This is a genomic window from Acidovorax soli (assembly GCF_900107605.1).
GTDB classification, from domain to species: domain Bacteria; phylum Pseudomonadota; class Gammaproteobacteria; order Burkholderiales; family Burkholderiaceae_C; genus Acidovorax; species Acidovorax soli.
This window is the reverse complement of sequence record NZ_FNQJ01000015.1, coordinates 37,076-62,740: the sequence shown is the minus strand read 5'-3', so window position 1 is coordinate 62,740 and position 25,665 is coordinate 37,076. Positions and strand designations below refer to the sequence as shown.

At 66.6% G+C, this 25,665-nt stretch carries 26 protein-coding genes; 8 read left to right on the top strand and 18 right to left on the bottom strand.

Annotated features, from left to right (window positions below; all coding sequences use genetic code 11):
- Positions 1 to 61: 61 nt before the first annotated feature.
- The 5 genes from BLW02_RS11385 to BLW02_RS11365 all read left to right on the top strand — a co-directional run bounded on the left by BLW02_RS11385 (position 62) and on the right by BLW02_RS11365 (position 7,489).
- Positions 62 to 1,375 carry a TolC family protein gene (locus tag BLW02_RS11385; protein WP_092698649.1) on the top strand — a complete coding sequence of 438 codons (1,314 nt, stop codon included), beginning with the start codon at positions 62 to 64 and terminating at the stop codon, positions 1,373 to 1,375.
- Between the two features lie 20 nt (positions 1,376 to 1,395).
- The gene (locus BLW02_RS11380; RefSeq protein WP_092698647.1) at positions 1,396 to 3,039 is read left to right on the top strand and encodes an efflux RND transporter periplasmic adaptor subunit; all 1,644 of its coding nucleotides are present in this window, start codon (positions 1,396 to 1,398) and stop codon (positions 3,037 to 3,039) included.
- Positions 3,036 to 6,206 carry an efflux RND transporter permease subunit gene (locus BLW02_RS11375; RefSeq protein WP_092698645.1) on the top strand — a complete coding sequence of 1,057 codons (3,171 nt, stop codon included), beginning with the start codon at positions 3,036 to 3,038 and terminating at the stop codon, positions 6,204 to 6,206. Before BLW02_RS11380 ends, BLW02_RS11375 begins: the two co-directional genes overlap by 4 nt.
- Positions 6,193 to 6,576, top strand: a complete 384-nt coding sequence (locus tag BLW02_RS19665) for a hypothetical protein (RefSeq protein WP_139285364.1) — start codon at positions 6,193 to 6,195, stop codon at positions 6,574 to 6,576. Before BLW02_RS11375 ends, BLW02_RS19665 begins: the two co-directional genes overlap by 14 nt.
- A 466-nt stretch (positions 6,577 to 7,042) precedes the next feature.
- A complete protein-coding gene (locus BLW02_RS11365; RefSeq protein WP_092698641.1) occupies positions 7,043 to 7,489 on the top strand; it encodes a copper-binding protein in 447 nt (148 codons plus the stop codon).
- A gap of 127 nt (positions 7,490 to 7,616) precedes the next feature.
- Here BLW02_RS11365 and BLW02_RS11360 read toward each other — a convergent pair whose 3' ends face one another.
- The 9 genes from BLW02_RS11360 to BLW02_RS11310 all read right to left on the bottom strand — a co-directional run bounded on the left by BLW02_RS11360 (position 7,617) and on the right by BLW02_RS11310 (position 15,028).
- Positions 7,617 to 9,602, bottom strand: a complete 1,986-nt coding sequence (locus tag BLW02_RS11360; protein ID WP_092698639.1) for a relaxase/mobilization nuclease domain-containing protein — start codon at positions 9,600 to 9,602, stop codon at positions 7,617 to 7,619.
- A 448-nt stretch (positions 9,603 to 10,050) separates the two neighbouring features.
- Positions 10,051 to 10,650, bottom strand: coding sequence for a S26 family signal peptidase (locus tag BLW02_RS11350; protein WP_092698635.1), 600 nt, complete (start codon positions 10,648 to 10,650; stop codon positions 10,051 to 10,053).
- Positions 10,647 to 11,171, bottom strand: a complete 525-nt coding sequence (locus tag BLW02_RS11345) for a DUF2840 domain-containing protein (RefSeq protein WP_092698633.1) — start codon at positions 11,169 to 11,171, stop codon at positions 10,647 to 10,649. Before BLW02_RS11345 ends, BLW02_RS11350 begins: the two co-directional genes overlap by 4 nt.
- Entirely contained in the window at positions 11,168 to 11,452 is a 285-nt protein-coding gene (locus BLW02_RS11340) for a chromosome partitioning protein ParB (RefSeq protein ID WP_092698631.1), read from the bottom strand. The genes BLW02_RS11345 and BLW02_RS11340 overlap by 4 nt, the downstream gene beginning before the upstream one ends.
- Positions 11,449 to 12,087: a ParA family partition ATPase gene (parA, locus tag BLW02_RS11335; protein WP_092698629.1), complete on the bottom strand. Its 639-nt coding sequence runs from the start codon at positions 12,085 to 12,087 to the stop codon at positions 11,449 to 11,451. Before parA ends, BLW02_RS11340 begins: the two co-directional genes overlap by 4 nt.
- 253 nt (positions 12,088 to 12,340) lie before the next feature.
- Positions 12,341 to 13,198: a replication initiator protein A gene (locus BLW02_RS11325; RefSeq protein ID WP_092698625.1), complete on the bottom strand. Its 858-nt coding sequence runs from the start codon at positions 13,196 to 13,198 to the stop codon at positions 12,341 to 12,343.
- A gap of 26 nt (positions 13,199 to 13,224) precedes the next feature.
- Positions 13,225 to 13,506: a helix-turn-helix transcriptional regulator gene (locus BLW02_RS11320; protein ID WP_092698702.1), complete on the bottom strand. Its 282-nt coding sequence runs from the start codon at positions 13,504 to 13,506 to the stop codon at positions 13,225 to 13,227.
- Positions 13,507 to 13,589: 83 nt separating this feature from the next.
- Complete coding sequence (locus tag BLW02_RS11315; protein WP_092698623.1) at positions 13,590 to 14,348, bottom strand: DUF2285 domain-containing protein; 759 nt, start codon at positions 14,346 to 14,348, stop codon at positions 13,590 to 13,592.
- Positions 14,349 to 14,677: 329 nt separating this feature from the next.
- A complete protein-coding gene (locus BLW02_RS11310) occupies positions 14,678 to 15,028 on the bottom strand; it encodes a DUF2958 domain-containing protein (RefSeq protein ID WP_092698621.1) in 351 nt (116 codons plus the stop codon).
- A 257-nt stretch (positions 15,029 to 15,285) separates the two neighbouring features.
- Here BLW02_RS11310 and BLW02_RS11305 point away from each other — a divergent pair, with 257 nt between their 5' ends.
- On the top strand, positions 15,286 to 15,576 hold the full coding sequence (locus tag BLW02_RS11305) for a helix-turn-helix domain-containing protein (protein ID WP_009523267.1): 291 nt from the start codon (positions 15,286 to 15,288) through the stop codon (positions 15,574 to 15,576).
- Between the two features lie 390 nt (positions 15,577 to 15,966).
- Here BLW02_RS11305 and BLW02_RS11300 read toward each other — a convergent pair whose 3' ends face one another.
- From BLW02_RS11300 to BLW02_RS11270, 5 genes are all read right to left on the bottom strand, one after another.
- Positions 15,967 to 16,281 (bottom strand): DUF736 domain-containing protein, encoded by a 315-nt coding sequence (locus BLW02_RS11300; RefSeq protein ID WP_092698619.1) that lies wholly within the window; start codon positions 16,279 to 16,281, stop codon positions 15,967 to 15,969.
- 870 nt (positions 16,282 to 17,151) lie between these two features.
- On the bottom strand, positions 17,152 to 17,364 hold the full coding sequence (locus BLW02_RS11290) for a hypothetical protein (RefSeq protein ID WP_009523265.1): 213 nt from the start codon (positions 17,362 to 17,364) through the stop codon (positions 17,152 to 17,154).
- Positions 17,365 to 17,425: 61 nt separating this feature from the next.
- Positions 17,426 to 19,468, bottom strand: coding sequence for a ParB/RepB/Spo0J family partition protein (locus tag BLW02_RS11285; protein ID WP_092698617.1), 2,043 nt, complete (start codon positions 19,466 to 19,468; stop codon positions 17,426 to 17,428).
- Positions 19,469 to 19,533: 65 nt separating this feature from the next.
- Positions 19,534 to 20,364: a DUF932 domain-containing protein gene (locus BLW02_RS11280; RefSeq protein WP_092698615.1), complete on the bottom strand. Its 831-nt coding sequence runs from the start codon at positions 20,362 to 20,364 to the stop codon at positions 19,534 to 19,536.
- 741 nt (positions 20,365 to 21,105) lie between these two features.
- Positions 21,106 to 21,456, bottom strand: coding sequence for a DUF2958 domain-containing protein (locus BLW02_RS11270; RefSeq protein WP_092698611.1), 351 nt, complete (start codon positions 21,454 to 21,456; stop codon positions 21,106 to 21,108).
- A gap of 445 nt (positions 21,457 to 21,901) precedes the next feature.
- On the opposite strand from BLW02_RS11270, the gene BLW02_RS11260 reads away from it, so the two are divergent.
- Complete coding sequence (locus BLW02_RS11260) at positions 21,902 to 22,333, top strand: hypothetical protein (protein WP_092698607.1); 432 nt, start codon at positions 21,902 to 21,904, stop codon at positions 22,331 to 22,333.
- A gap of 88 nt (positions 22,334 to 22,421) precedes the next feature.
- Here the strand turns inward: BLW02_RS11260 and BLW02_RS11255 are convergent, their stop codons facing one another.
- The 3 genes from BLW02_RS11255 to BLW02_RS11245 form a co-directional block, all read right to left on the bottom strand.
- Complete coding sequence (locus BLW02_RS11255) at positions 22,422 to 22,739, bottom strand: helix-turn-helix domain-containing transcriptional regulator (RefSeq protein WP_092698605.1); 318 nt, start codon at positions 22,737 to 22,739, stop codon at positions 22,422 to 22,424.
- On the bottom strand, positions 22,720 to 23,064 hold the full coding sequence (locus tag BLW02_RS11250; RefSeq protein WP_208859725.1) for a type II toxin-antitoxin system RelE/ParE family toxin: 345 nt from the start codon (positions 23,062 to 23,064) through the stop codon (positions 22,720 to 22,722). Before BLW02_RS11250 ends, BLW02_RS11255 begins: the two co-directional genes overlap by 20 nt.
- A 105-nt stretch (positions 23,065 to 23,169) precedes the next feature.
- Positions 23,170 to 24,534, bottom strand: coding sequence for a tyrosine-type recombinase/integrase (locus BLW02_RS11245; RefSeq protein WP_092698601.1), 1,365 nt, complete (start codon positions 24,532 to 24,534; stop codon positions 23,170 to 23,172).
- Positions 24,535 to 25,020: 486 nt separating this feature from the next.
- Here BLW02_RS11245 and BLW02_RS11240 point away from each other — a divergent pair, with 486 nt between their 5' ends.
- The gene (locus BLW02_RS11240) at positions 25,021 to 25,335 is read left to right on the top strand and encodes a hypothetical protein (protein WP_092698700.1); all 315 of its coding nucleotides are present in this window, start codon (positions 25,021 to 25,023) and stop codon (positions 25,333 to 25,335) included.
- A gap of 62 nt (positions 25,336 to 25,397) precedes the next feature.
- Here the strand turns inward: BLW02_RS11240 and BLW02_RS19660 are convergent, their stop codons facing one another.
- Positions 25,398 to 25,652, bottom strand: a complete 255-nt coding sequence (locus BLW02_RS19660; protein ID WP_139285363.1) for a restriction endonuclease subunit S domain-containing protein — start codon at positions 25,650 to 25,652, stop codon at positions 25,398 to 25,400.
- Positions 25,653 to 25,665: the final 13 nt, after the last annotated feature.

Genomic DNA, 25,665 nt, shown 5'->3' with positions numbered 1-25,665 from the left:
TTTCTGCTCGCCCCCGCACAAGCTCCATTCGACCTGATGGCATTCGTCAACTGGAGATCTCATGTTTATCGACTCTTTTCCTTCCCGCACGTCGGGCGGGGCCATGCCATGGCGCAGGCTCGCCGTCGGCATCGCTGCGGCGCTCGCCATAGGCGCCGGTGCCGCCCATGCCGCCGATGGCTTGACGCTGGACCAGGCGCTGCGCCTGGCGCAAACCCGTTCTCGCGCGCTTGTAGCCCAGGATGCGACGGCTTCGGCCGCACGGGACATGGCCGTCGCTGCCGGCCAGCGGCCCGACCCCACCCTCAAGCTCGGCATCAACAACCTGCCTGTCAACGGCGCGGATCGGTTCAGCCTGACACGCGACTTCATGACCATGCGCTCGATCGGCGTGATGCAGGAGTTCACGCGCGAAGACAAGCTCAAAGCCCGCGCCGGTCGCTACGAGCGCGAAGCCGAGGTCGCCGAGGCCGGGCGCAGCCTGGCGCTCGCCAACCTGCAGCGCGACACCACCATGGCCTGGCTGGACCGTTTCTACCAGGAGCGCGTGCGCGACGTGCTGGTGACCCAGCGCGACGAAGCGCGCCTGCAGATCGACGCCGCCGATGCCGCCTACCGGGGTGGGCGCGGCACGCAAGCCGATGTGTTCGCCGCCCGATCAGCAGTCGCCCAGATCGACGACCGCATCGAGCAGGCCGAGCGCCAGGTCACCACGGCCCGCACGCAACTGGCCCGCTGGATAGGTCCCGCCGCCAGCGATCCCCTGGGCTCAGCTCCGGCTTTGGATGCGGTTCGCCTGCGCTCGCAGGATCTGGAAACCCAACTGGCTCATCACCCTGAAATCGCCGTGATGCAAAAGCAGGAAGAAGTCGCGCAGGCCGAAGCAGACCTCGCGCGAGCCAACAAGAAGACTGATGTGAGCGTCGAGCTGATGTACAACCAGCGCGGGCCGGCCTACTCGAACATGGTCTCGGTCAATGTCTCGATCCCATTGCAGTGGGATCAGAAGAACCGCCAGGATCGCGAGCTGTCGGCCAAACTGGCCAGCGTCGAACAGAAGCGTGCCGAACGCGAAGAGGCCACGCGAGCCCATGTGGCCGAGGCACTGGCGATGCTGCAGGAATGGCGCAGCGACCGCGAGCGCCTGACCCGCTACGACAGCTCGCTGCTGCCGCTGGCCACAGAGCGCACGCGCGCCACGATCGCCGCCTACCGTGGCAACGCGGGCACCCTGACCGCGGTGCTGGAAGCACGCCGCGCCGAGATCGATACACGCATCGAGCGCCTGCGCCTGGAAATGGGCGCGGCGCGCCTGTGGGCACAACTGAACTACCTGGTGCCGGTTGGTCACGACATGACCACACCCCAGCCCTGACCACGACCAAGAGACCTTCCATGAAAACCAAAAACCTCGTGATGGCCCTCTTCGCCGCTGGCGTGCTGGGTGCCGCCGGCTATGGCCTCTACGCCCTGGGCATGCGCCACGCTGCCAGCATGCCAGCCATGCTGTCGAACTCCAGTGGGATGGCATCGCCGCAAGCGGCGACGCCCGCGGTTGCCGCGCCCGCCAACGAATCGGGCGAGGACGCAACTCGGCGGCATATCGCGGCCGGCCTCAAGGCCGGTGATGTCGATCCCGCCAATGGCAAGAAGATCCTGTACTACAACGATCCCATGGCGCCGGCGAACAAGTTCGACAAGCCGGGCAAGTCACCCTTCATGGACATGATGATGTCGCCGGTCTACGCCGACGGCGATGCGGATCGGGGCAACGTCACCGTCAGCTCGCGCATCCAGCAGAACCTGGGCGTGCGCACCACCGAAGTGACTGAAGGCACGCTGTCGCCGCAGGTGTCCGCGGTGGGCAGCATCGCGTTCAACGAGCGTGACCAGGCGATCGTGCAGGTGCGTGCCACCGGGTACGTCGAGCACCTGTACGTGCGCGCCACGCTGGACCCGGTCGCCAAGGGACAGCCGCTGGTCAGCCTCTACGTCCCGGACTGGATCGCGGCGCAGGAGGAGTTCCTGTCGGTGCGGCGCATGAAAGGCACCGACCTGGGAGCACTGGTCGACGGCGCGCGCCAGCGCATGCGCCAGGTCGGTATGGATGACGCCCAGATCACGCTGGTCGAACGCAGTGGCAAGACCCAGCCGCGCATCACGCTGACCGCGCCCCTGGGCGGGGTCGTGGTCGAACTGCAGGCGCGTGAAGGCATGACGGTGATGCCGGGTGCGACGCTGTTCCGCATCAACAGCCTGGCCACCGTGTGGGCCAACGCCGAGGTGCCCGAGAGCCAGGCCGCGCTGCTGCGCCCTGGCGCCAAGGTGCAGGCCCGAAGCCCGGCCGCGCCCGGCAGCACCTTCGACGGCAAGTTGCAGGCGATCCTGCCCGAGGTGAACCCGAGCACGCGCACGCTGAAGGCGCGGCTGGAACTCGCCAACCCGGGCAGCCGGCTGGTGCCGGGCATGTTCGTGACTATGAATTTTGTGGACATGCGTCCCGACAAGACGCTGCTCGTGCCCACCGAGGCGGTGATCCAGACCGGCAAACGCACGGTCGTGATCGTGGCCGAAGACAACGGGCGCTTCCGTCCGGTCGATGTCGAGGCGGGTATCGAGAGCGGTGGCCAGACCGAGATCAAGCGCGGCCTGTCGGCGGGGCAGCGCGTCGTCGTGTCGTCGCAGTTCCTGATCGACTCGGAGGCCAGCCTCAAGGGTGTCGAGGCCCGCTTGAACAGCGAGCCGGCCGCCAGCGCTACGCCTGTTCCTTCGCCTTCGGCCCCGGTGGCCGCCAGCGCGCCACGGCATGTCGGTGAGGCCAAGGTCGTCAGCGTCGGCAAGGACGCATTGACCTTGTCGCACGGCGCCATTCCCACGATGAAGTGGGGCCCGATGACGATGGACTTCAAGCTGCCGCCCGGCGGCGCGACGAACGGCGTTCGGGTGGGCGACCGCGTGAGCTTCGAATTCATCATGGGCGCGGACGACCTGCCGCAACTCACTCGCGTCACGCCCATGGCGGCCGGAGGCAAGCCATGATCGCCAAGCTGATCCGCTGGTCCATCGCCAACCGCTTCCTCGTGCTGCTGGCCACCTTGGCACTCAGCGCCTGGGGCATCTATGCGGTACAGCGAACGCCGCTGGACGCACTGCCCGACCTGTCGGACGTGCAGGTCATCATCCGCACCACCTATCCAGGTCAGGCGCCGCGCATCGTCGAGAACCAGGTCACCTACCCGTTGACGACGACGATGCTGTCTGTGCCCGGCGCAAAGGCGGTGCGCGGCTACTCGTTCTTTGGCGACTCCTTTGTCTACGTGCTGTTCGAGGACGGAACCGACCAATACTGGGCGCGCTCCCGGGTACTCGAATATCTCAATCAAGTGCAGTCGCGGTTGCCCGCCCAGGCCAAGGCCTCGCTCGGTCCGGACGCATCCGGCGTGGGCTGGATCTACGAGTACGCGTTGGTCGACCGCCGCGGAAAGATGGACATCTCGCAACTGCGCGCGCTGCAGGACTGGTTCCTCAAGTACGAGCTCAAGACCGTGCCCGACGTGGCTGAAGTCGCCTCGGTGGGCGGCATGGTGCGCCAGTACCAGATCGTGCTCGATCCGGACAAGCTCGCGGCCTACGGTATCCCCCACACCAAGGTCGTGGAGGCGATCCAGCGCGCGAACCAGGAGACCGGCGGTTCGGTGCTCGAGCTCGGTGAGGCTGAGTACATGGTCCGTGCCTCGGGCTACCTGCAGAATCTCGACGACTTTCGCAAGGTGCCGCTCATGACGACGGCCGCGGGCGTGTCGGTGCGCCTGGGCGACGTGGCCCGGGTGCAGATCGGTCCAGAAATGCGGCGCGGCATCGGCGAGCTCAACGGCGAAGGCGAGGCCGTCGGCGGCGTGATCGTGATGCGCTCGGGCAAGAACGCGCTGCAGACCATTGCCGCCGTCAAGGAAAAGCTCAAGGGCCTGGAGTCCAGTCTGCCCCGGGGCGTAGAGATCGTGCCGGTATACGACCGCTCCGGGCTGATCGAGCGCGCGGTCGAGAACCTCACGCACAAGCTGATCGAGGAATTCATCGTCGTCGCGGTGGTCTGCTTCATCTTCTTGTTCCACCTGCGCTCGGCGCTGGTCGCGATCATCTCGCTGCCGCTGGGCATCCTGGCCGCGTTCATCGTGATGCACTACCAGGGCGTCAACGCCAACATCATGTCGCTCGGCGGCATCGCGATCGCCATCGGCGCGATGGTCGACGCGGCGGTGGTGATGATCGAGAACGCCCACAAGCATCTCGAACAGTGGAGCCATGAACACCCCGACGAGGTGCTTGAGGGAGCGGCCCGATGGCGGGTCATCGGTGACTCGGCGGCCGAGGTGGGGCCGGCGCTGTTTTTCTCGTTGCTGATCATCACGCTGTCCTTCGTGCCTGTGTTCACGCTGGAAGCGCAGGAAGGACGCCTGTTCTCGCCGCTGGCGTTCACCAAGACCTACGCCATGGCGGCCGCGGCCGGCCTGTCGGTGACCTTGATCCCGGTGCTCATGGGCTACCTGATCCGTGGTCGCATTCCCGACGAGAAAAACAATCCACTCAATCGCCTGCTGATCGCGGTCTACCGGCCGCTGCTCGACAGGGTGCTGCGCGCCCCGAAGCGCACGCTCGTGGTGGCGGCCATGGTGCTGGCCACCAGCATGTGGCCGCTGCAGCACATCGGCGGCGAGTTCATGCCACGGCTGGACGAAGGCGACCTGCTGTACATGCCTTCGGCGCTGCCGGGACTGTCGGCAGGCAAGGCGGGAGAGCTGCTGCAGCAGACCGACCGCCTGATCAAGACGGTGCCGGAGGTCGCGAGCGTGTATGGCAAGGCCGGCCGCGCAGAGAGCGCGACCGACCCGGCGCCGCTGGAGATGTTCGAGACGACGATCCAGTTCAAGCCGCGCGACCAGTGGCGCGCCGGCATGACGACCGACAAGCTGGTCGAGGAACTTGACCGCATCGTCAAGGTGCCGGGCCTGTCCAACATCTGGGTGCCGCCGATCCGCAACCGCATCGACATGCTGGCCACGGGCATCAAGAGCCCCGTGGGGGTCAAGGTGGCGGGCACCGACCTGGCGACCATCGATCGCATCACCGCAGAGATCGAACGCACCCTCAAGGACGTGCCTGGCGTGAGCAGTGCCCTGGCCGAGCGGCTCACCGGTGGGCGCTATGTGGATGTGAACATCCGGCGCGACGATGCGGCCCGCTACGGCCTGAACATCGCCGACGTGCAGTCGGTGGTCTCGTCCGCCGTGGGCGGCGAGAACATCGGTGAGACGGTGGAAGGCCTGCAGCGCTTCCCGATCAACCTGCGGTATCCGCGCGAGATGCGCGATTCGCTGGAAAAGCTGCGCACGCTGCCCGTAGTGACCGAGCGCGGCCAACGCCTGGTGCTGTCCGACGTGGCCGACATCCGCATCGCCGACGGGCCGCCGATGCTGCGCAGCGAGAACGCGCGCCTGTCGGGCTGGGTGTACGTCGACATCCGGGACCGGGACCTGCGCTCCGCAGTGCAGGACATGCAGCAGGCCGTGGCCAAGCAGGTAAAGCTGCCGCCGGGTTATTCGATCTCCTGGTCGGGGCAGTTCGAGTTCCTGGAGCGGGCCACCGCCAAGCTCAAGGTGGTGGTGCCCTTCACGCTGCTCATCATCTTCGTGTTGCTGTACCTGACCTTCGGCGCGTTCGGCGAAGCGCTCCTGATCATGGCTGCGCTGCCGTTCGCGCTGGTGGGCGGCATCTGGCTGCTGTACCTGCTGGGCTACAACCTGTCGATCGCAGGCGCGGTGGGCTTCATCGCGCTGGCCGGCGTGTCCGCCGAGTTCGGCGTGATCATGCTGCTGTACCTCAAGAACGCCTGGCAGGAGCGTGTCGGCCACGGCACGACCAGCGAGGCCGATCTGCTGGATGCGATTCGCGAGGGCGCCGTGCTGCGCGTGCGGCCCAAGGCGATGACGGTGGCCGTCATCCTGGCCGGCCTGCTGCCGATCATGTGGGGCGCGGGCACGGGCTCCGAGGTGATGCAACGCATCGCCGCGCCGATGGTGGGCGGGATGGTCACGGCACCGTTGCTGTCGATGTTCGTGATTCCCGCAGCCTATCTGTTGATGCGGCGGCCGCGCGCGCCCAAGGCATCACGGTGGACATTCTGGAGGCGTCGTCATGCGGCCGCTTGAACGCTTCGGTGGCGGCCGCGCGTGGGGTGCGGCGGAGCTTTGCCTGTGCCTGTCGCTGCTGCTGGGCACGGCAACACGCGCCGCCGTTTCCGTCCAGGAGATTCAGCACGCCGGCCCGGTGATGACGGCATCTGCGACCTCGCATCCGATGCCCAGCAGCGCCGAGGATTGCCAGACCTGCGCGGCCTGTGCCATCGCACCGGCACCAGCGGCTCACGCATTCACTGGCGAAGGCGAAGCGCGAGAGCAGGCTCCACTGGCTTGGCTCGCGCTCGCGACGGCGGCACCGGCGCCAAGCTGGTTTTTCGATGCTGGAGACGGTCGACTGCGATGTCCCGTGCGCCTCGCGTTCTGCCGGTGGCTGGATTGATCCGATGAGGCTCCTCTCGGACTTTTTGGATCAACCAACTTTGGGAAACCATCATCAAAAAATCACTGCTCCCCCTCATCGCCGCCCTGGCGCTGGGCGCTTCTCTGCCCGCACTGGCCGACCCCGACTTCCAGGCCATCGAGAAGGCACGCGCAGCCAAACAGGCGGCAGCAGCATCGCAAACGGCTAGTACCACCCGAGTCGACGGCACCACAGGTCAGCGAGTGAACTGCCCGCCCGACCCGCTGGTGCTGCCGCTGGATCACGGCCCGCGTGCCCAAACGACGCCTGGAGAAAACCGGATGCGCAAGGCGCGTTACGAGGCCCAGGTCAAGGCATGCACGAACCCCGAGTCGTGAGCGGCAGCGCATGACTCTCCAACGCGGTCATCCCCAGTGGCCGCGTTCCATCCGGGGCCTGCCAGAAGGCCGGCCCCATTTTTAAAGCTCAGAAAAGGAAATCCATCATGAAACTCGTCTCAACCGCAACGCTGATCGCCGCCTTGGCGTTTTCTGCTGCCACGTTCGCCCAATCCGGCGATATGGGCAGCATGAAGATGGAGGGCAAGGGCATGCAGAACTGCATGGACATGAAGGAGATGAAGGACATGGACATGAAAGGCATGGATGCCCCAAAGTGCAAAAGCATGATGCAGGCCACGGACGCCAAAGGCACCCCCATGGCCGCCAAATCAACGGTCCATCAGGCCGATGCCGTGGTGAAGGAATTCGATGCGGCGCAGGGCAAGGTCACCCTTGCACACGGCCCTGTCAAAAGCCTGGGATGGCCCGCGATGACCATGGCGTTTGCGGTCAAGGACAAGGCCCTGTTCGACAAGCTCGCCGCGGGCTCTAAAGTCCATGTCGAGTTCAAGAAGGAAGCTGAGGGCTACGTCGTGACCTCGGTCAAGTAACGTTTTAGACATCGGTGTAGATCCACTGCCAGACGCGTGCTCATGCGCGCGTTTCGCAGTCGCGCTGTGCCGCAGGGGCGAATGGCTCGCCTGCCGTGTTGCACAGCACTGACTGCCCGTCTTGTGATTACCCCAAAGACACTCCTCGTCGATGTCCAATTTCCCAGGATGCAATTCCGCTGCGCATCGTCACGGCGAGCTGCTGTCCCATCCGCTGCTCGATCACCGGCTTCCACGGCACCAGACTGAACCCCATGCCGTCGTCCAGCATCGCGTAGCGCCCGCTGGCGAGCATGACGCTGCGGCGGTAGATGCCGGCCACGCGCTGGCCGTCAGCCACCGGGCGATGCTCCAGGCCGGTTTCGGCAGCAATGTCCTTGGCTGCCTGCGCTACCTCACGGCCGCGCAGCGTGCCCAGCAGGTTGCGCGCCAGGATCACGCGCGGCCCGCGCCGCTCAGCCAATCCCTGCTCGGCCAGGAAGTCGGCGCGCTGCTGCATCGCCTGCTTGGCCTCGCTGCCAAAGCCCAGGTCGCCCAGGCCCTTGCCGCCGCCGATGAGCTGCTGGTCGAGCCAGGTAGCACCGACCACGCGCGCCTGCCGCTCGATGGGCAGGTGTGATTTCAGCTCCACCGCCACGCCGCCCAGGCGCTGCGCGTCGTATTGGCGGCCTTGCTCGGGCAGGTCGGCCGGCACCTTCCATAGCCCCTCGGCCACGCGCTCCACGATGCCCGCGCGACGCAAGGCTTCGAGGCGGCGAACGTGAGTCGCTACCACCTCTTGCGGATCGCGGCCGGGCACGGCCTGGCCCTGCGCCACGGCAAGGTGATGGTCGGTGCGGTACAGGCCACCGCTCGCCAGCGCGGCGATATTGCGGTCGGCGGCGCGCACCTCGGCCGAACCCTTCACCTCCACCACGGCACCGGTCGGATAGTTCGCCAGCTCGTCGCGGGCATTGAGCGCGACGTAGTGGGCCTTGCCGTCCACGCCGTCGATGACCAGATAGCCGCGGTCGCGCAGCTCGTCGGCCAGTCCTTTCGCAGCGACACGCCCGATGATCGTGCGGCCGTCGTCCCCTGGCTCGAACACCGCCAACTCGCGCGGTTCGCCACGCATGGCCCACTGCATGGTGCGGATGATGTCGCCACGCTCGCCCAGGGCGCGCAAGGTCTTCTCCGCATCGGCATGAACGGCCCAGGTGCCGGGCTGCACCTCGTCGGCCAGTCCAAGGTGCTGCAAGTGCTGCAGGCGGCCGATCAGCAGCAGGCGCTGGCGTTGCAGCTTCGGCTCATTGAAGCGCTCGATCCGCACCCGGTCATCGTCGCCGGCCTCGCGCTTCAGCGTGCGATCCAGGCTCGTCCACCGTTCCTGCTCCACCTCGCGCCGCAAGGTCTGCTGGATCTCCAGCTCGGTGCGCGGCCCCAGCCATTCGGTCGCCAGCTCTGCCGCGCGATGCCGGAAGCCATCGGCGATGTAGTCGCCCGCGATGATGAGGTCTTTGCCGGTGTCGTCGCGCCCGCGCACGATCAGGTGGGTGTGCGGGTTGTCGGTGTTCCAGTGATCGACCGCCACCCATTCCAGCCGCGTGCCCAGGTCGGCTTCCATCCGATTCATCAGGTGCCGCGTGTAGGTGCGCAGGTCTTCCAACTCGGCGCCATCCTCGGGCGAGACGATAAAGCGGAAATGGTGCCGGTCGTCAGCGCAGCGTTCCTTGAAGGCGTCAAGGTCGGCGTCGTCGATCTGCGGCCCATAGGCCCGGCCAGGCTCACCATCACGGCCCACGCCATCGCGCTCGATGTAGCGCAGGTGCTTGGCGAGCGACTGCGGGCTAGACCGCTGCTGGTTGACCAGCAAGGTCTTGATGGTCGCGCGCCGCGACATGGGCGTGAGCTTTGCACCCGCGAAGCGCGCCGCCGTATGGCCCCGCCCCAGGCGTGAGCCGGGCCGCTGGCCGGTGCTGCCAGCCGACCCAGGACGGCGCACCGAGGATTTGCCGCTGCTGGCTTTGCCCGCCTGCTTGAGTACCTTGGAAACGAAGCTCTGGCCTTGGCCCTTGCCCCGGTTCTTCGTGGCGCTGGGACGGATGCGGAAATCGTCATCGCGGCGATTGGTCATGACGGCTCTCCCTGAAAGCTCCAGCGTGTCCGGTCGTGCAAAGCACGCGGACATGCCCGTATCGGCGCGGGCCACGCACCCCCAGCGGCACGGCGGCGAAGCCGCTGCGTGCCGCGCCACCCCCACGTGCAGACTGGCTTGGCGGGCCGACAGGTGCCGCCCCCTTTTGTCTTGCCTTCCGCCTTTGCCCCTCGCTGACGCTCCGGGCAGCGGCGGCCCGGCGGCGCTGCTGCGCGAGCAGTCAGCGCGCTGGCGAACACGGCGATGGCCACAGGCCAGCCGCGTTCGAGGCAAGACGCCTGCACGTGGGACGGCTGCGCCGAAGGCCGCGCGAAGTGCGGCGCGGATGCGCTCGCACTGCACGCGCGACGACACGGCGATGGGCAGCAGCACGACACGCCCGATGGCACGATGAGATGCACGGCAGCGTGCAGCGAATCGGCGGCCATCATGGGCGTGACTCCAGCCAGACCGGGCGCGCAACGCCGATCACGGCGGCGGCGCTGATCGGCCCGAAATACCGGCTGTCGAATGACGCCGGATTGGTGACGCTGAGCAGGAACAGCTCGCCAGGCCGAAGCTGCCGGCACTGCTGCCAGGACGGCAGTGGCCGGCCCAGCCGATCAGCGGGCAGCACGGCGGCCGAAGGCACGCCGTCGATGCGGACTTTGCCGTCCGCGACGCACACCTCTTGCGGCGCCACCGCGCCTACGCGCTTGAGCAACGGGATGCGCGTCGGCAGGTAGCCGCGCTGCGCAGCGAGCGCGGCTGCCTCGGCGGGCAGCGGCACCAGCACAATGCTGCCCACGGACAACGGACGTGGCAGCGAGCTGGCGCGCTGGTAGAGCGGATCGACGCGATACCAGCCGACCGCCACGCTGTCGGACGGGTTGTAGGTCAGGCGCGGCAGCGGATGCACGAAAGACGCCCAGGCCAGCGCAGCGAGGCCGCAGGCGGACAGGCCCGCCAGCACGAGGCGAGCGCGCAGGCGCGAACGAGAACGCGGCGGGATGCAGGTTGCGCTGGCGACAGTGGATGGGAGCGTCATGGCAACGCCCTCCCGGCCAGCCAGGCGGCGTGCCGCTCGGCGCTGTATTCGGGCAGTGGCAGGCGCGCAGCGAGCCGGTTGGCGAGCGTGCGCCAGTACGCGGGCGAGACGCCGACCGGCGCGATGCCCAGTGCCTCGATGTCGTCGATGCGTTCCAGCACGGCGCGCACCTGGTTTTCCCCCTCGGCGTGCAGCAACAGGCGCGCGCCCGGCTGCACGCCGGGGATGCGCTGTGCCGCGTCCAGCGGCGTGCAAGCCTGCATCACCATGAGCTGCCAGCGGATCGTGCCGTAGTCGTTGGCCTGCCACCGGATGCGGCACAACATGGCGCCCGGCAGGAACACCGCGCAGCGCCGCCAGCGGTCGAGCCGGAGCGTGCGCGCGGGTTCGCCGAAGCGCAGATAGAGCTTGAAACGTGCCTCGATGTAGGCCAGCGCCACGCGCGTCAGCGGCGCGCTGGCAGGCTGGCCAGCGAGCGCAGCCGTGGCCGCGCCAGCGGCAGGCAAAGCGGATGCGGTCATGGTGCGTTCTCCCTGCGTTGCTCTGGAAACTCCCGCTCCAGCAGGCCGCGCAGCAGGTCGGCCACCGTCACGCCTTGCGTGAAGGCCGATACCTTGATGCGCGCCCGCATTGCGGGCGTGATGTCGAGGGTCAGGCGGGCCGTGTAGAGGTCGCCCTTGCCCAGCGCATCGGCATCGCCCTGGCGAATCCACGCCTCGGCGTGCGGATTCGCGGGCGGACGCGCGCCGATGCCGACGCGCTTTGCCGAGCGTTCGCTGTTCGGTGGCGGCTTCGCTGTCATGACGGCCACCGCAGCAGCTCATCGACCAGCACGGTGATTTCGCGCGCGGCGGCGCTGTCGGGCGCCGTCTCGCGTGCCAGCCGGCCAGCGGCCACGCTGTCGGCGAAGACGATGCGCTGGCGCACCTCGGCGCGCAGCGCAGGCAGCGGCTGCTCAGCCAGAGCGCCGCGCGCTTCACGCCCGATGACCGTGGTACTGACGCGCCGGTTGATGACGAAGGCCGCGCGCAGCGCAGGCCGAAAGACCTGCGCCTCGCGGATCAGCGCCACCATCTCGGCGCTGGCCCACAGGTCGTAGGGACTCGGCTGTACCGGAATCAGCACCCGCTCGGCCGCCAGCAGCGCAGAGCGCGCCAAGGCCGCGATCCTGGGTGGGCCATCAATGACGACGTGATCAGCCCGCCTGGCGAGTTCTGGCGCTTCCTGGTGCAGGGTTTCGCGTGCGAGGCCCACGGCGCTGAACAGCCGTGGCAAACCTTGCTGGCTACGGCGCTGCGTCCAGTCCAGCGCGGAGCCTTGCGGGTCGGCGTCCAGCAACACGACGTGCTGGCCGCGCATCGCCAGTTCGCCGGCGATGTGCGTGGCGAGCGTGGTCTTGCCCACGCCGCCTTTCTGGTTGAGCAGCGCGACGATCATGGCCTGGCCCTCCGTGTTGGAAAGCCCGGCTGTTGCTGCTGCTTTTCGTGCCGCGCGGTGGTTGTCCACCGAGGCGCGGCGCTTCTACTAAAAGTTAGAGAATTTAAGTTAGGTAAGTTAGGAGAGGCCGAAACCCGCGCCAGCATTGGCTTTGCAGCCGATTTTGTTGCCTGATAGCACGAGGATTCGTTGCCTGATAGCACGATACCTCTGTTGCCTGATAGCACGAGTCCGTCCACAGGCTGCACAGCAGTTATCCCCGTGCCGTGGACGGCACGGGCCGGAACGTCAACAGCGGCGAGGCAATGCCCGAGACGTGCTCGATGCCCAACTGGTAGCCCGGCAAGGCTTGCCGCGCCACCAGCGCCCGCAGGTCGGCGGCGAAGTCGTAGTACCGCGCCACGCTGCCCGATTTGCGGTGCAGGTGCCGGAAGTCGAACTGCCAGCCGCCAGGCTGTCGCCCGCCGTGCTTTCGCACCAGCCGGTACAGCCAGCGCTCGATCCCGCCCGTCAGCCGGAAATACGCCGGGTCGATGGTCAGCACCAGGGCCGCATCCATCACGCCGGCATAGAACCAGTCCGGCAGGATCAACTCGATCCCCAGCGGCGTGCCACGGGCATCGGCCAGCTCTTTCCACTCGTTGATCCACGAGAAGCGGTGCAGCCGTCTTCCCGTGGTCTCCCGAATGGACGTGGCCACGGTCGTGGATTGCAGGCGATCCAGCGCGGCCTTGAGGCGCTGGTAGTCGCGCAGCGACGTACCGCGCCCGATGAAGCGCAGGATCTCGTAGGGCGTGGCCTGCATCAGCCGCGAGGGGCGCAGCCCCGCATCGCGCGCTTCCACAATCTGGCTGGCCGCCCAGATCAGCACGTCGGCATCCCAGATCGTGGCGATGCCGTGCTCCTGCGTACCCTCCACGCGGATGGTGACGTTCCCGCTGCGAAAGTCGATCGGCGCCGTGCGCCGCGACTTCGCCAGCGAGAAGAACGGAAAGGCCATCAAGTCCTGGCTGTCGCGCGGCGCCATGTCGCCCGGTAGGGCGCGAAACAGGTCGAGCTGTTCGCGCTCTGGCACGGGCCGCTGCCGGGACGGCAGCGCAGGGCTGGACATGGCGAAGGCCACCCGCGCGCAAGCGATCAGCGCGCACGGCTGTCCGCCGAGTGGTGCTCGGCGTATTCGGGGTCGGAAGTCGTCTCGAAGCTGCGGTCGGCGGCCCAGGCATCGAGGTCGGCCACGGCGTACATCACGCGGCGGCCGAACTTGCGGAACTTGGGGCCGCCACCCAGCACGCGCTGCTTCTCCAGCGTGCGTGGCGACAGGCGCAGGTAGTCGGCGGCTTCGTCGTTGGTGAGATAACGCTGCGGTTGCGCAGCAGGATTCATGGGAGCGGCGGCAGGCCGCAAGGGAGCGGGACGCATGGTGTGAACCTCCATAGCTTTCAAAGCTCCGGCCACACAGCGCAACCGGATGGAGGCAGTCTCAGAAAACACGGCCCTCCTGCTCAGGGACGTTTTGCGTCCCCTTCAAAACGTCCCTTCTCAAGCGACGGCAGTTGTGCTAAGTGGCGGTAGCCGCCGCGCATCAACGCATTGCCACGCCGCGCCAAACGGCGCACGCGGGCGCGCAAGTCGCCATCGGCGTGCCAGTCGGCGGCCACGGCATCGGCGCCGAACAGCCCTTCGGCCACGTCGCGCAAGGACGCACCCGTCAGGGTTGCGTCGAGCGCCTGCAAGGTGTGCAGCTCCAATAGCGCGGCCGGTGTCGGCCTGGGCTTGGTCTGCACGGCGCTGGGCGCGTGGCCGAGCGCAGGCGCGGCAGCGCCGCCGCGCCGGGCATAGGCGACAGCCATGCCGTCCTCCAGGCCGGGCGCCAGCGCGAAGCGCAGGCACTGGCCGGGGCTGCGCGCGATCAGCGCCAGCCGCTTGCCATCGTGGAGCAGTTGCTTGTGGCCGGGGATGCGCCAGAAGTCGAATGCAGCAGCGTCGGGTGGCGGATCGGCATCAGGGTAGAGCTGCACCACGGCCGCATGGCCGGGCAGCCAGGCCGGATGCGCGTCACGTGCATCCAGCGCCGGGTCTTCCAGCAGGCGCAAGCCCCAGCGATGCCCAGCATCGGAGCGACGCGCACGGCGCAGCCAGTCGAGCCGGTAATCAGGATGGCGGCGCAGGTACTCCCAGGCCAGCGCGAGCGTGTCCAGCCCGAGGACGTAGAGGTAAGCGGCCGTGGGATACCAGTGCGCGAAATGGTGAGGGCTGACCATGACGAAAGCTCCTGTCGAACAGCAGGAACGTCGCCACGGCGGCAAACATGCGGGAGCCTCAAATCAAGGTGGAAATCCGGTTAAACTGTAACTTCTAGTGTCAAGACCGATAGGCTCCGGCGTGTTGCGAAATCCGTCTGAATGCGACGGCCGCCTGACCCAAAAATGTCACGCGGCACAAAACACCGTGCCGCAAGCCGCGCGAAAGATCGTGACTGTTTCAGTCACAGATATTCGGGTTTGAAGCAGAGTGCGGATTCAGACCGTGCAGGTCTGGATCAAGACCGAAATAGTCCGAATGCGCCCGGCTTGGCTGGAGCGCGAACGGTTCAATCAACGATGGAACCGTTCTCCTGCGCCAGTCGCAGATATTCCGACAGCGGGCGCACCGCCTGGAAATACAAATCCCGCGTCACGGGCTGTTTGTTCGGGCCAACGATGGAGGCCAGGTCGGACAGCTTGATGCGGCCCACCTCGGGCATGCCGATGCCCACGTCCATGATGCCGAACGCCGTATCGCCATCGGCAGGATCGAGCGAGGCCAGCAGCCAGATAGCGTGCGCGTCGGGGGTGAACAGCCGCACGACCGGCAACGGGTCGTCCGGCTCACCGGCGGCGGCCCGCCGCCCGTTCTCCAGCAGCGCGGCGCGCTGCTCCTCGGTGATCAGGGGAGCGCTCATTGGGATGCTCCTGTTCCAACGTGGAATTCCGGCTTTGCGATTCCTCTCGCAAGCGTGGATGCGTATTCCATCCAAACCGTGGAAGCACGAAAGCGCAAAAACAGAATTGTAGAAATCTGGAAAGGCACGTAGGCGGTTCTCCGGTTCTGTCGGAATCCGCAAAAGCGGATTTCCGTAAAAGCACGAATAAGGCCAGAGCCGCGAAAGAGTTAAAGATAACGTGGTTTTAATTGTGCTGCGACTTGACGCTTCTGTCCATGCAGAAGCGATCCATCCAGCGCGGCCGGCCAGCGGGCGCCACCACCTTCGACGCCGAATTGGCTCAAGCCTTCGGCGCGGCGGTGCGCGCGCTGCGGACGGAGCGCGGGATCGCGCAGGAATCGCTGGCGCACCTCGCCGGCATCGAGCGTTCGCACATGGGCAAGGTCGAGCGCGGCGAGCACATGCCCACGCTGGCGATCATCTTCAAGATCGCCAGCGCACTCGAATGCAGCACGGCAGTGCTGATGAGCAAGGCCGAAGAACTGCTGGCGGTCGCTCAGGCATAGCCGCCGGAGCCCCGCCGTCATGGCGGGGCGTGCCAGGCCGATCCGGTGCCAGCCGGTTCGGCGGTATCGAGGGGGCGCCAAGCACCGCGCGGCGGGGATGGGCCTGGCGCCGATCCCCTGGAGGCAAGTAAAGCGCGCAGCGCCGCAGGCGCGAAGGCGGGAGGGATTGGAGCCGAATGGCCGTGACGGCGTAGTCGGCACGGGGCGGAGCCCGCAAAGCCCGGTGGTGCGCAGCACCGACCCGCCCCGCATGTACCTCTACCAATTCAAGCCATTGCTTGGTGGCCAGGCAAGACACATCCCGCACACTGCCAAGCCGTTCTGCTTGCCGATACAGCGCAGCATTCGCAGCACAGCGCCCCGCCGCGTGGGCGAGGCGCCGGCGGCCCGTCAGGCCGCCTGGGGCTTGCTGCGCGACCAGATCAGGTCGTGCGTGCCGTTCTCGCCTTCGATCAGGCGGGCGTAGACCGTGGCCGGGAACGAAGGATCGTCGAGGGTCACGGAGATGTAGTCCCGCCCGGCCTCGCTGGTCTTCTTCCACGCCGCGCCGATGTCGTGACTGGCGGCCTGCAGACGGAAGTCCGGGGCTTTCTCGTTGTCCCCCTTGTCGTTGGGCACCAGCTTGACCTTGACGTTGAGCGTCAGGGTGCGAAGCGTGCCGGTGAAGCCGTCTTTGTCTGTGGTGAAGGTGCCGATGTTGGCCATGATGGATCTCCTTTAGGTGGAACAAGGTTCGCGCCCATCGCGTCCTTGTTGTGATCCGGCCGGCGGGGGACGGGCGGGCTGCACCGCTTGCGGTCGCAACGCAGTGGAGAGCCGGGAGGCGAAAAGAATTTGTCCCGCGAGGAATGCGCCGAACGCAGTGACAAAGCAGGGGAAATTGTTTTCGCTGGACGGTTGCAGCCATGAAGCCCGAGGCGCAGCCGCGCCACCGCCAGGATTCACAACAACACAAGGACGCCTTGGGCCGAACCGCTCCGAAAGGAGACAGGGCCGGCTCGGCATCCCCGCATGAAGGCTGCACCGGCTCGCTCCCGGACGCGGGCCAGGTCAACCACCCGACGACAGGCGAGAACGCCCCGGCCGCACCTTGCGGCGCCGGTCTTGAGGCGTGGCGTGGAAGCTCCATGGCGATGCCGGGCGGGATGTCCGTGAACCGTCCTTCGTGACGTGATGGGCGAGAACCACCAGCGTTGAGGACGGCACGCATTCGCACAACCCGCCGCAGCAAGCCTCGGCGCACCCGCCGAGCACTGCCCAGCGGCGGGGCGTTGACCTTGGCCGATCCGGCGCTGCCGGTTCGGTGGTATCGAGGGGCACCAAGCCACGCGCGGCGGGGATAGCCCGCAGGGCTTTCCCCCGGAGGCAAGCGTAGCGCGCAGTGCCGCAGGCGCGAAGGCAGTTGGATGAGGAATCGGGCGTGCCGCCCGCATATTGCAACGCCGCCGCCTGAGTGCCAGCGAAGGCGGCGGCGTGATGTTCGGCTTCAACACCGGGCGTGGCCACCGCCGCGCCCGGATTTTTGAAGTTCACCGCGCCCAGGGCGGAACGGCCTGGGCGCGGTGCTGACGATGGCTATTCCTTCGTCTCGATGATCCACCATACGGCACGCGGCAAGGCGCGGCCCGTGACGGGGTGAATGTCGGTGAGGTCGGCGCGGGCCGTCCAGCCCGAAGGCGGACGGTAGCCGCGCACGTCGCCATCGCCGTGCCAGCGGCGGGCGCGCACTGTGCCGGGGGCGTAGATTGCCGCCATGCGCGGGCGGCTGGTGGTGTTGATGGTGGGCATCATTCGGCTCCCTGCGGCGAAGCGCCCCGGCCTGAACCGGGGCGCTTCGCTGCGGTGAGGGTCAAGCGGCCAATGCCTCGGCGGGTTCATCCGCCACGGCGGCGGCGTCCTCCGCCCCGTCTTCGGGCACGTCCTCCGGTGTCACCTCCTGCGGTCCAGCGGCCTTGAATATGGCGGGCATCCATCCCGTGCCATCGGCCAGTCGCTCCGCTTCGCTGGCAATGTCGGCCTTCTTCAACTTTGCCAGCCGCGTGACGTGCTCGGGCGCGTATTCGCCCACAGCCTCCAGAATCACGGCCTTCGGCACATGCCGGAAATACCCCTCGGCGGTCGGCTGCCACCATGCGGCCATGTCGAGGCCCACGGCCTGCGCCAGTTCCACGCCGGGCTGGTGCGGCGTAGCGCGTGGCGTCACCACGTCCACCGCCCCCGCCACACACACGGCCAGCAGCTTGACCAGTTCGGCTTGCTCCATCGCCAGCAGCGCGGCGAACAGTTCGGCGCTGTCCTCGGGCAGCTTGCCGCCCCACGCCTGCTGCAATTCGCGCAGCGCCACGGCGGCGGGTGACTCGGGCCAGTCCGGGGCCATGCCTTCCAGCCGGTCTTGCACTTTCAGGCTCACGCCCAACGGTAGATCATGGCCGTAGTAGCGGCCCTGCAAGACGGTCTGCACCATGCCATGCACCAGCGCGGCCAGCGCCACCTGTGGATGCCGGGCTATCTCGATTTGCAGTGCAGAGGTGCGGTGCGCGCTTAGGCGCTGAGCCAGTCGGTCGGAAATCGCTGCGGCCTTCGGCTGCATGTCTTCCTCGCCTTCGTCATCGTTCGCGGCATCTGGGTCGCTGAACCCTTGGCGCAGCTTCTCCAGTGTGCGCAGCGCCTTGGCCTCGGCTTCTCGCAGCAGCCCGCGATGAATCACGGCCTGCCCGTTGCGGTCGATGGTGACGATGGCACCGGCTGCGGCCTTCACGTTCGCGGCATATCCCTGCAAGCCATCTTCCAGCGCCTGCAACTGCTCGCCCAGGACTTCGCCTTCCTCTTGCAAGGCATCGGCTTTGTCCTCGTCCTCGGCGTCCATCGCCGCATCAATGGCTTCGGCTACCTCCTGCATCCTGGCTTGCAGTTTCTCAAGGCGTTGCGCTTCGCGCTTGTTGGGTTCGCGCCGCTCCCTCGGCGCACGCTGGAAGGCGTGCAGGTCGGCATGAGTCGTGCCCGGCGTGGCATCGGCCCAAGCCCAGCCCTCGGCCTTCACCTTGGCAGCGATGCCCGCCAGCTTGTCTTGTGCCAGCCGCTCCAACAGCGCGGCATCGGTCAGGTACACGCCCGCATCGCCCTCCGCGAACAGATCGCGGCGAACCCCTCCGCCCGCCTGCTCGTAGGCTTCCAGTCCGACGAAACGCACCAGCGGATGCCGGTACGCATCAATCTCGCGCTCGGTCAGGCGTTCGCGCAAATGCGAAGGGTGGCGCTGCCATTGCGGGGCGTCGTAGAAAGCGGCTTCCTGCGCGGCATGGTCGTCGGTGATGGAAAGGGCCATCAACTGGTCAAGGCTCACGGCATCGGCCCGGTAGTCGCCCATCAGGCGCGGCGAGACATTCGCCAGCTTCAAACGGCGCTGCACCACCAGGGGCGTGACGGAGAAATCCGCCGCAATGTCCTCGATGGGCCGACCTTCGGCCACCAGCGCCGCGAAGGCTTCAAACTGGTCAGCGGGGTGCATGGCTTCGCGCTGCACATTCTCGGTAAGGCTGGCGGTGCGGGCCGTGCCATCGGCCACCTGCAGGCACGGCACCTCCCAATCCTTGGCGATACGGTGTTTCTTTGCCAGCAGCTTGAGGGCTGCGAGGCGACGGCCACCGGCCACCACCTCGTAATGCTCGCCATCGGCGGCGGGAATCACGATGAGGTTTTGCAGCAGGCCCACGCGCTGGATGCTCGCGGCCAGCTCGGGAATGGACATGCGCGGGGTCTTGCGCACGTTGCGGCCCGTGGCGCGCAGCACCAGCCGCGACAGCGGAACCAAAATCAGGTTCTTGGTCGGGTCGGCGGCTTCCAGCGCAGGGGCTTGGATGGCGCGGGCTTCGGTTTGGGTAACGGCGTTCATGGTGAATCTCCAATCAAGTGAAACAAGGGAATGGAGGGGAACTGCCCCTCCGGCGGGGGAACGGTTCAGGCTTTCAACTGGCGCAGGCCATCGGCCAGCATCCAGAGGGCGCGATTCAGGCGCACATCGGAATCAATGCCCTGCACGGGTCGGGTTTGCTGGCGGCGTCCGTTGGCGCTGCGACCATGCAGTCCGCCTTTGGTCAAGTTCTCCTGCGTGCGGTTGAACACGCTCCACAGGTCGGGGCGGCGGTCATCGAACCGGCGCGGCATCAGGATTTGCGATTCGGTGATGGGCGCGGGCTTGCTGTCGGTGGGGTCGTACTTGAGCGCCAGCGCGGAACGGGCGAACACTTCGGCTTCGCCTTCGTCCAGCGTGATCGCGCGCATGGCATCGCGGGATTCCTTCACCCGCTCGAAGCCGTTCAACACCTCGAAAGCGCCTTCGATGACGGAACCGGCCACGTCGCCTTTGTGGGGCACGCGCACATCGGCCACGGTGTCACCGCATACAAGGCCATTGCTGCAAACGAAACGGAACATCCCGGCCAGCATCTGATAGCTGCTGGTGCCATCGTGCGAATTCAGCAGCACGATTTCGTTAGCCTCCGCGCCGTTGATCTGGCTGGCGTGGCGCAGGCGCAGCATGTGTTTGGTGTGCTCGCGCTTGCCTTCATCGCGCACGCGGGTTTGCGTCACCATGAAGGGCTGAAACCCCTCCTTCCGCAATTCGGTCAGCACGGCGGCGGTGGGGATGTAGGCGTACCGCTCGGAACGGCTCTCGTGCGGGGCGTCCGCGAAAATGGACGGGGCCACGTTGCGAATCTGGTCATCGGACAGCGGGTAGTCGCTGCGCAACGAAGGGGAACGGGAAGCGAAACGGGATGCGAGTTGCATGGTCTTTCTCCTGACAAAAAGAGGTTTGCTGTTCACACCGCACACCGGATTCCTAGATTCGGAGCCCAGCCTTCCGGCTGTTCGGTGCGGTCGGCACGAGGAACCCGGTTGGCCCTGTTGCCACCGTCTTTCCTGAGTTCATCGCCCGCGACGAAAGGGAGCCCGTGGACGGGGGCCGTCAAGGAAACAAGCGCAGGGTGGGTGCGGCCCGCAGGCGCAGCCGAGGACACGGCCCTGCGCGCCTTGATGGCACACGGCCGCGGGCTACAGTCGCGGACAAGGTGATGAAGTCAGGGGAGACGGCTGGACAAGGCAACGGCCCCTCAACACGCCGCCCGCACGGCAAGCGAAGCGCGCAGGCCCGAAGCTGGAAGCCGGGCCGGAGGCGTCAGCCGAGCGGAGTGAGGGGACGATGGAAGCCCGACAGGGGCGAAACCCCGCAGGGGGTTCGATGCGCAGCACGACAGCGCGACCGGCCATCTCCCAGGTGGCCGGGGACGCCCAGCCTTCAAAGTCGAAGAATCAACAGAATCAGGGCGAGCACAGGCAAGGCATCGCGGATCTGCCGCGAATGCGGTCTGGCCGATCCGGCGCAGCCGGGTCGGCGGTGTTCAGGGGTGCCAAGCCTGCGCGGCGGGGATAGCCCGCAGGGCTTTCCCCTGGAGGGCAAGCCGAAGGCGCGCAGACATCGCGCCAGGTGGGCGCGATGCGAAGGGCGTCCCGCGACGCCCCAAGGCCGGGTCAGACAACGATCCGCCCAGCCAGCCGCGCATCGCGCGCATAGGCGCTCAACCGCTTCTCGGCGCGAAACGACAGATCGCGCTCGATGGGCAGGCCCAGCCCGCCGCGCACCGTCGCCAGCTCGCCCAGGCTGACCCAGCCGATTTCCGGCGTACCCAGGCCCAGGTCGCAAAGACCAAAGGCGTGGTCGTGGTCGTCGGGATCAATCTCGGTCAGCAGCCAGGTCGCGCCGGCGTCCGGCGTGAACAGCTTGACCACGGGCGCCGGATCGAAGTCCGGGTTCTCCAAGGATTCGCGGCCATTGGCCAGCAGCACGATGCGCTGCTCGTCAGTGATGAGTGGGTTGTTCATGGTGAACTCCTGAAAGGTTGCCGGGCGGAATTGCCCGACCCTTCCAGGGCACGGCGTAGCGCAAGCAGTCAAAGATCGAAGACGGCCGCCAGGCCGCAAGCGTGCCCGCACGCGCAGTCATTGACCGCGAGAACGCCGTGGTACGGTGAAGGGAGCAGCAAGACCGCCCACACCCCGCCCGCTGCACACACCCACCTTTGGGCAAGCGCAGCGCGCAGGCCCGGATCAGCGAGCCGGGCCGGAGGCGTCAGCGATGGAAGCCCGACGGGGGCGAGACTCGCGTAGCGAGGCTCGATGCGGAGCACGAGAGCGCGGCCGGCCATGTTCCCTTGGCCGGGATCGCCCCGCATTAACAGCGGGGCAACACACACGCACTTCACTCAATGCCCCGTCGTGACGCTAATCTGACACGCCATCAGCGACAGCAGCAGATCGGAGAGAAAAAATGACAATTCCCAGCAGAAAAGCCTACAAGCAGGCCGATGAGGCCGCAGCGTTTGCGCATATCAAGGCGCTTGCGGAAAAGGAGCCTGTTGATGACGAAGCGGCTTCGGAATTGTGGCTTGATGCCGAAGCTACCGTGGACGCCTACATCGACGCCGCCGAATCGCGGTCAATGGACTTGCTGCCTTCCAGGCAAGAACTGGGCGAATCCTGCTTTTGGCTGTTGTTCCAGACCAAAATTTTGCGGGATGACGAACATTACCGATTGATCGTCGAACTGCTGTCGCCACAGCTCGGGCTCTCGATGTTCGATTTGCTGCCCCGCGTGCGAAAGCTCCGCGAGGCGGCCCTTGACGCTCTGGAGGCTATGGTCAAGAAGCCACCAATGGATCGTCCGATAGCACCGCAGGCGTGCGAGGACGACCTTTTCTAGAGGGGGAACCGGGGCACCTCCGGGCCGCAATTGTCGTATCAGCGATACGAGAATCTCCACACTCGGCCGGCATCGGCAATGCTTCGCATCAGACAGCGTGCGCCGGCGCGGAATCAGCCAACGGCGCCACCGCCAGCCGCAGGCCCATCACCTTGAGGATGGCGGTCAAGCTGTTCAAGGCGGGATTGCCCTTCGGCGACAGCGTGCGGTAAAGCTGTGTCGGGTTCAGATGCGCCTGTGCAGCCACCGTCTGCACACCACCGACCGCCTGCGCGAGCTGGCGCAGCACGGTCATCAGCTCGGCCTGGTCGCCATCAGCCAGGATGCTGTTGATGACTTCGAGCGCGAGCGCCGGATCGCTGCGGTACAGCTCGGCCATCGCTTCGTCATGGGGTCTGCTTCTCATCATCCACTCTCCGTTGCCAGTCCTGCCAGTAGCCCACCACTCGGTCTATGTCCGCGTCCTGCGTGCGCTTGTCGCCACCACACAGCAGCAGCACCAACCGCTGGCCCGCCAAGCCGTAATACACCCGATAGCCCGGCCCCACGTCGATGCGCAGCTCCCACACGCCATCACGGCAAAACTTGTGATCGCCGAAGTTGCCCTGCTCGACACGGGCTACGCGCCGGATGGTCGCCACCTTGGCCTGGGTGTCGCGCAATCGCTTCAGCCAGTCGAGGTAAAGATCCTTCTGGCCGTCAGCCGTCAGGTAATGCTCGATGCGGTACATGGTAATTTTCGTTTATTGACGAATTCAAGTCAAGGGACAAAGGAACAGCGGGGCGGGATGCCCGGCCTGTCGCGACAGCGCGGCGGCAGGCCTGACGCCCGCGATTCACGCGATGGACGTTTCCGGCGCCTTCGTTGGCGGCGATCCGGCCCGCTTCGTACCGGGCGGCACAGCGCGCGTTGGACTCTTGCGATGGCGATACGGGCGATAGTTGCCCTGGCTTGTACGGGTCTTTTCTCCGTCCGCGATAGCCGGAGCTGAGGCGGTCGGCGCCAGGATCGGCGCAGCTTGGGCCTGGCCGTCGATGGCGCCCCGGCGCAGGGTGGCCACCTTCTCGGCAGCGGCCCGCACCGGGTCATCCTCCGCATGGACATACGCCATGAACTGCGTGACGGTCTTGTGCGCAGTCAGCGCCATGCCGACCTTGATGGGAATACCGGAGTTGGCAATGTCGGTCGCTGCGCGATGGCGGATGCCGTGCGTCCCGACATGCGCTACCTCTGCGCGGCCCAGGATGCGCTTCCAGCCGTTGTAGTACGTACTGTCCGGCAATGGCTTCTTGGCATCAAAGATGGCCGGACACACGTAAGGCGAGCTGTCGATGCGGGGCGCATTGAGCAGCAACTGGTACGCCGCCTCGCTCATCGGCTTGGACATATCGCCCGTTTTGCTGTCAGGCCAGACGACTCGGCGATTCTCGAAATCGACCCAAGCCCATTCGAGCGTGCGGATTTCGGTCATCCGCGCGGAAAACTCGAATTGCAGGCGAACCGCCAGCGTCACGGTCGGATGCTCCAGCCCCTGGGCATCCGCACGGTCGAGGTAAGCATAGAGCCGCCCCAGTTCCTCGTTGTTGATGTACCGCGTCTCGCCGTCCTCGCGGTACTTGGGGACGTGACGGCACGGATTGGAGCCGTCGGGCCTATAGCCCCACACCTCGGCCATATTGAACATCTTGCGCAGACAGGCCAGAACCCGATTGGCCGTGACGCCGATCTTCGCCTTGTCCTTCATCAGCGTGGTGATGTGCGTCCGCGCTACGTCCGGCACCTTGAGCTTGCCCAGGGCGGGCAGGATGTGGCGGTCGATGTAGCCTTGGTAGGAATCGACCGTCCGGGGCTTGTTGCGCGGCTTGGAGTATTCCTCGATGAACTGCCCGCACAGTTCCTTGACCGTCGGGGCCATGCGCGCGGCCAGCTTGGCGGCGCTGGGGTCGTCGCCCTTGCGCACGTCGGCCAGCCAGTCCTGTGCGATCGACCGCGCCTGCTCGACGGTCAGCTCGCCGAACTGGCCGATCTTCGGCTTGCGGCGCTCGCCCCAGTTCGTGCGGTACTGGAGCATGAAGACCTTGCGGCCGTGGGCAGTGACTTTGCAGAGAAAGCCGGGGACAATGGTGTCCCGCAATTCGTAGTCCTTGCCGGTGACTTCTGCCGTATCGACAGCGGATTTGGTGAGTTTGATCTTGGCCATGACGCCTCCTAGTTCGGGATCGAACGCAGGAACCAGCCAGGAGCCACGGCATCGGAATGTCTGCCGCAATCGGTCTGGTCTAGGCGTAAGGCTAAACGGGACTAACTCCCCGGAAAACCAAGCGCAGCAAGCCTTTGCGGGTTCCAGCGTAGTCTCATGCTAGTCTCGGGACTCAATCTCAAAATCCCCCGCCGCAAGGCGTGCCGGTTCGATTCCGGCCCCGGGCACCATCTGACCTTGTCAGATGGCTCTGGCCGTCAGCGCCATGAGCCCCAGCAACCCGCATGCCCGCCGGCATTGCGGGTTTTTTCGCGCCCGCGCGCAGCTGTGCAGTTGGTTACACCCCGCGCGTCAACGCGGCCCTTCGGCCCGCCGTTGTTCAGTTATGGTCCCAGGACGGCTGGGGGCGCGGATGCGTCCGCAGCATCGACGTGCTGATTGACTGACGCTGCGGTTTCCCGCACAAGAATGAAAGAGCGAATGAAAATGAATCGAATCTCTGCCAGCGGCCTGATCGGCGGCGCCCTGTTCCTCCTCAGTGCCGCCGCCAGCGCCGGCACCAATGTCAGCGTGGGTATCGGTGTGAACTTGCCCGGCGTGGCGGTCGTACCGGTGGCCCCCGTGTATGCCCCCGCGCCGGTCTATGTCCAGCCGGCCCCGGTGTATGCGCCGCAACCCGTCTACGTGGCCCCGCGGCCCGTCTACATCCAGCGCGAGCGTGACGACGATGACGACCAAGGCAACCGCGGCTGGCGCGGCCGCGGCCATGGGGGCAAGCACGGGAAGCGGCACGACGACTGAGCAGTCGGTGCCGGGCCGCATGCACCTGCGCGCGGCGCACAGCCGCCGCGCGTGCCAGGCCTTCAGGCGGCCTGAAGCAGCGCCTCGGCCAGACGCGCCTGCGTGGCCTGCCCGGCGCTCAGCCGCTGACGCAGGTCGGCGCACAGGCGGCGCAGGGCTTCGACGCGGGCGACGATGCGGACTTGTTCGGCGAGGGGAGGCAATGCAAAGACAAGCCCCGCAACCTGTTTGGTGGAAATGTGAGGAACGCCGTTGCTGCGGCCGGGATCGATAGTACCGACAAACAAGTCGGACTGGAGCCAACAGGTTGCCGTCATGCGATGTTCAAGA

Bases quoted from the DNA above. Each gene is read 5' to 3' on its own strand.
- BLW02_RS11385 (WP_092698649.1), top strand. From the start codon at position 62: ATGTTTATCGACTCTTTTCCTTCCCGCACGTCGGGCGGGGCCATGCCA.
- BLW02_RS11380 (WP_092698647.1), top strand. From the start codon at position 1,396: ATGAAAACCAAAAACCTCGTGATGGCCCTCTTCGCCGCTGGCGTGCTG.
- BLW02_RS11375 (WP_092698645.1), top strand. From the start codon at position 3,036: ATGATCGCCAAGCTGATCCGCTGGTCCATCGCCAACCGCTTCCTCGTG.
- BLW02_RS19665 (WP_139285364.1), top strand. From the start codon at position 6,193: ATGCGGCCGCTTGAACGCTTCGGTGGCGGCCGCGCGTGGGGTGCGGCG.
- BLW02_RS11365 (WP_092698641.1), top strand. From the start codon at position 7,043: ATGAAACTCGTCTCAACCGCAACGCTGATCGCCGCCTTGGCGTTTTCT.
- BLW02_RS11360 (WP_092698639.1), bottom strand. From the start codon at position 9,602: ATGACCAATCGCCGCGATGACGATTTCCGCATCCGTCCCAGCGCCACG.
- BLW02_RS11350 (WP_092698635.1), bottom strand. From the start codon at position 10,650: ATGACGCTCCCATCCACTGTCGCCAGCGCAACCTGCATCCCGCCGCGT.
- BLW02_RS11345 (WP_092698633.1), bottom strand. From the start codon at position 11,171: ATGACCGCATCCGCTTTGCCTGCCGCTGGCGCGGCCACGGCTGCGCTC.
- BLW02_RS11340 (WP_092698631.1), bottom strand. From the start codon at position 11,452: ATGACAGCGAAGCCGCCACCGAACAGCGAACGCTCGGCAAAGCGCGTC.
- parA (WP_092698629.1), bottom strand. From the start codon at position 12,087: ATGATCGTCGCGCTGCTCAACCAGAAAGGCGGCGTGGGCAAGACCACG.
- BLW02_RS11325 (WP_092698625.1), bottom strand. From the start codon at position 13,198: ATGTCCAGCCCTGCGCTGCCGTCCCGGCAGCGGCCCGTGCCAGAGCGC.
- BLW02_RS11320 (WP_092698702.1), bottom strand. From the start codon at position 13,506: ATGCGTCCCGCTCCCTTGCGGCCTGCCGCCGCTCCCATGAATCCTGCT.
- BLW02_RS11315 (WP_092698623.1), bottom strand. From the start codon at position 14,348: ATGGTCAGCCCTCACCATTTCGCGCACTGGTATCCCACGGCCGCTTAC.
- BLW02_RS11310 (WP_092698621.1), bottom strand. From the start codon at position 15,028: ATGAGCGCTCCCCTGATCACCGAGGAGCAGCGCGCCGCGCTGCTGGAG.
- BLW02_RS11305 (WP_009523267.1), top strand. From the start codon at position 15,286: ATGCAGAAGCGATCCATCCAGCGCGGCCGGCCAGCGGGCGCCACCACC.
- BLW02_RS11300 (WP_092698619.1), bottom strand. From the start codon at position 16,281: ATGGCCAACATCGGCACCTTCACCACAGACAAAGACGGCTTCACCGGC.
- BLW02_RS11290 (WP_009523265.1), bottom strand. From the start codon at position 17,364: ATGCCCACCATCAACACCACCAGCCGCCCGCGCATGGCGGCAATCTAC.
- BLW02_RS11285 (WP_092698617.1), bottom strand. From the start codon at position 19,468: ATGAACGCCGTTACCCAAACCGAAGCCCGCGCCATCCAAGCCCCTGCG.
- BLW02_RS11280 (WP_092698615.1), bottom strand. From the start codon at position 20,364: ATGCAACTCGCATCCCGTTTCGCTTCCCGTTCCCCTTCGTTGCGCAGC.
- BLW02_RS11270 (WP_092698611.1), bottom strand. From the start codon at position 21,456: ATGAACAACCCACTCATCACTGACGAGCAGCGCATCGTGCTGCTGGCC.
- BLW02_RS11260 (WP_092698607.1), top strand. From the start codon at position 21,902: ATGACAATTCCCAGCAGAAAAGCCTACAAGCAGGCCGATGAGGCCGCA.
- BLW02_RS11255 (WP_092698605.1), bottom strand. From the start codon at position 22,739: ATGAGAAGCAGACCCCATGACGAAGCGATGGCCGAGCTGTACCGCAGC.
- BLW02_RS11250 (WP_208859725.1), bottom strand. From the start codon at position 23,064: ATGTACCGCATCGAGCATTACCTGACGGCTGACGGCCAGAAGGATCTT.
- BLW02_RS11245 (WP_092698601.1), bottom strand. From the start codon at position 24,534: ATGGCCAAGATCAAACTCACCAAATCCGCTGTCGATACGGCAGAAGTC.
- BLW02_RS11240 (WP_092698700.1), top strand. From the start codon at position 25,021: ATGAATCGAATCTCTGCCAGCGGCCTGATCGGCGGCGCCCTGTTCCTC.
- BLW02_RS19660 (WP_139285363.1), bottom strand. From the start codon at position 25,652: ATGACGGCAACCTGTTGGCTCCAGTCCGACTTGTTTGTCGGTACTATC.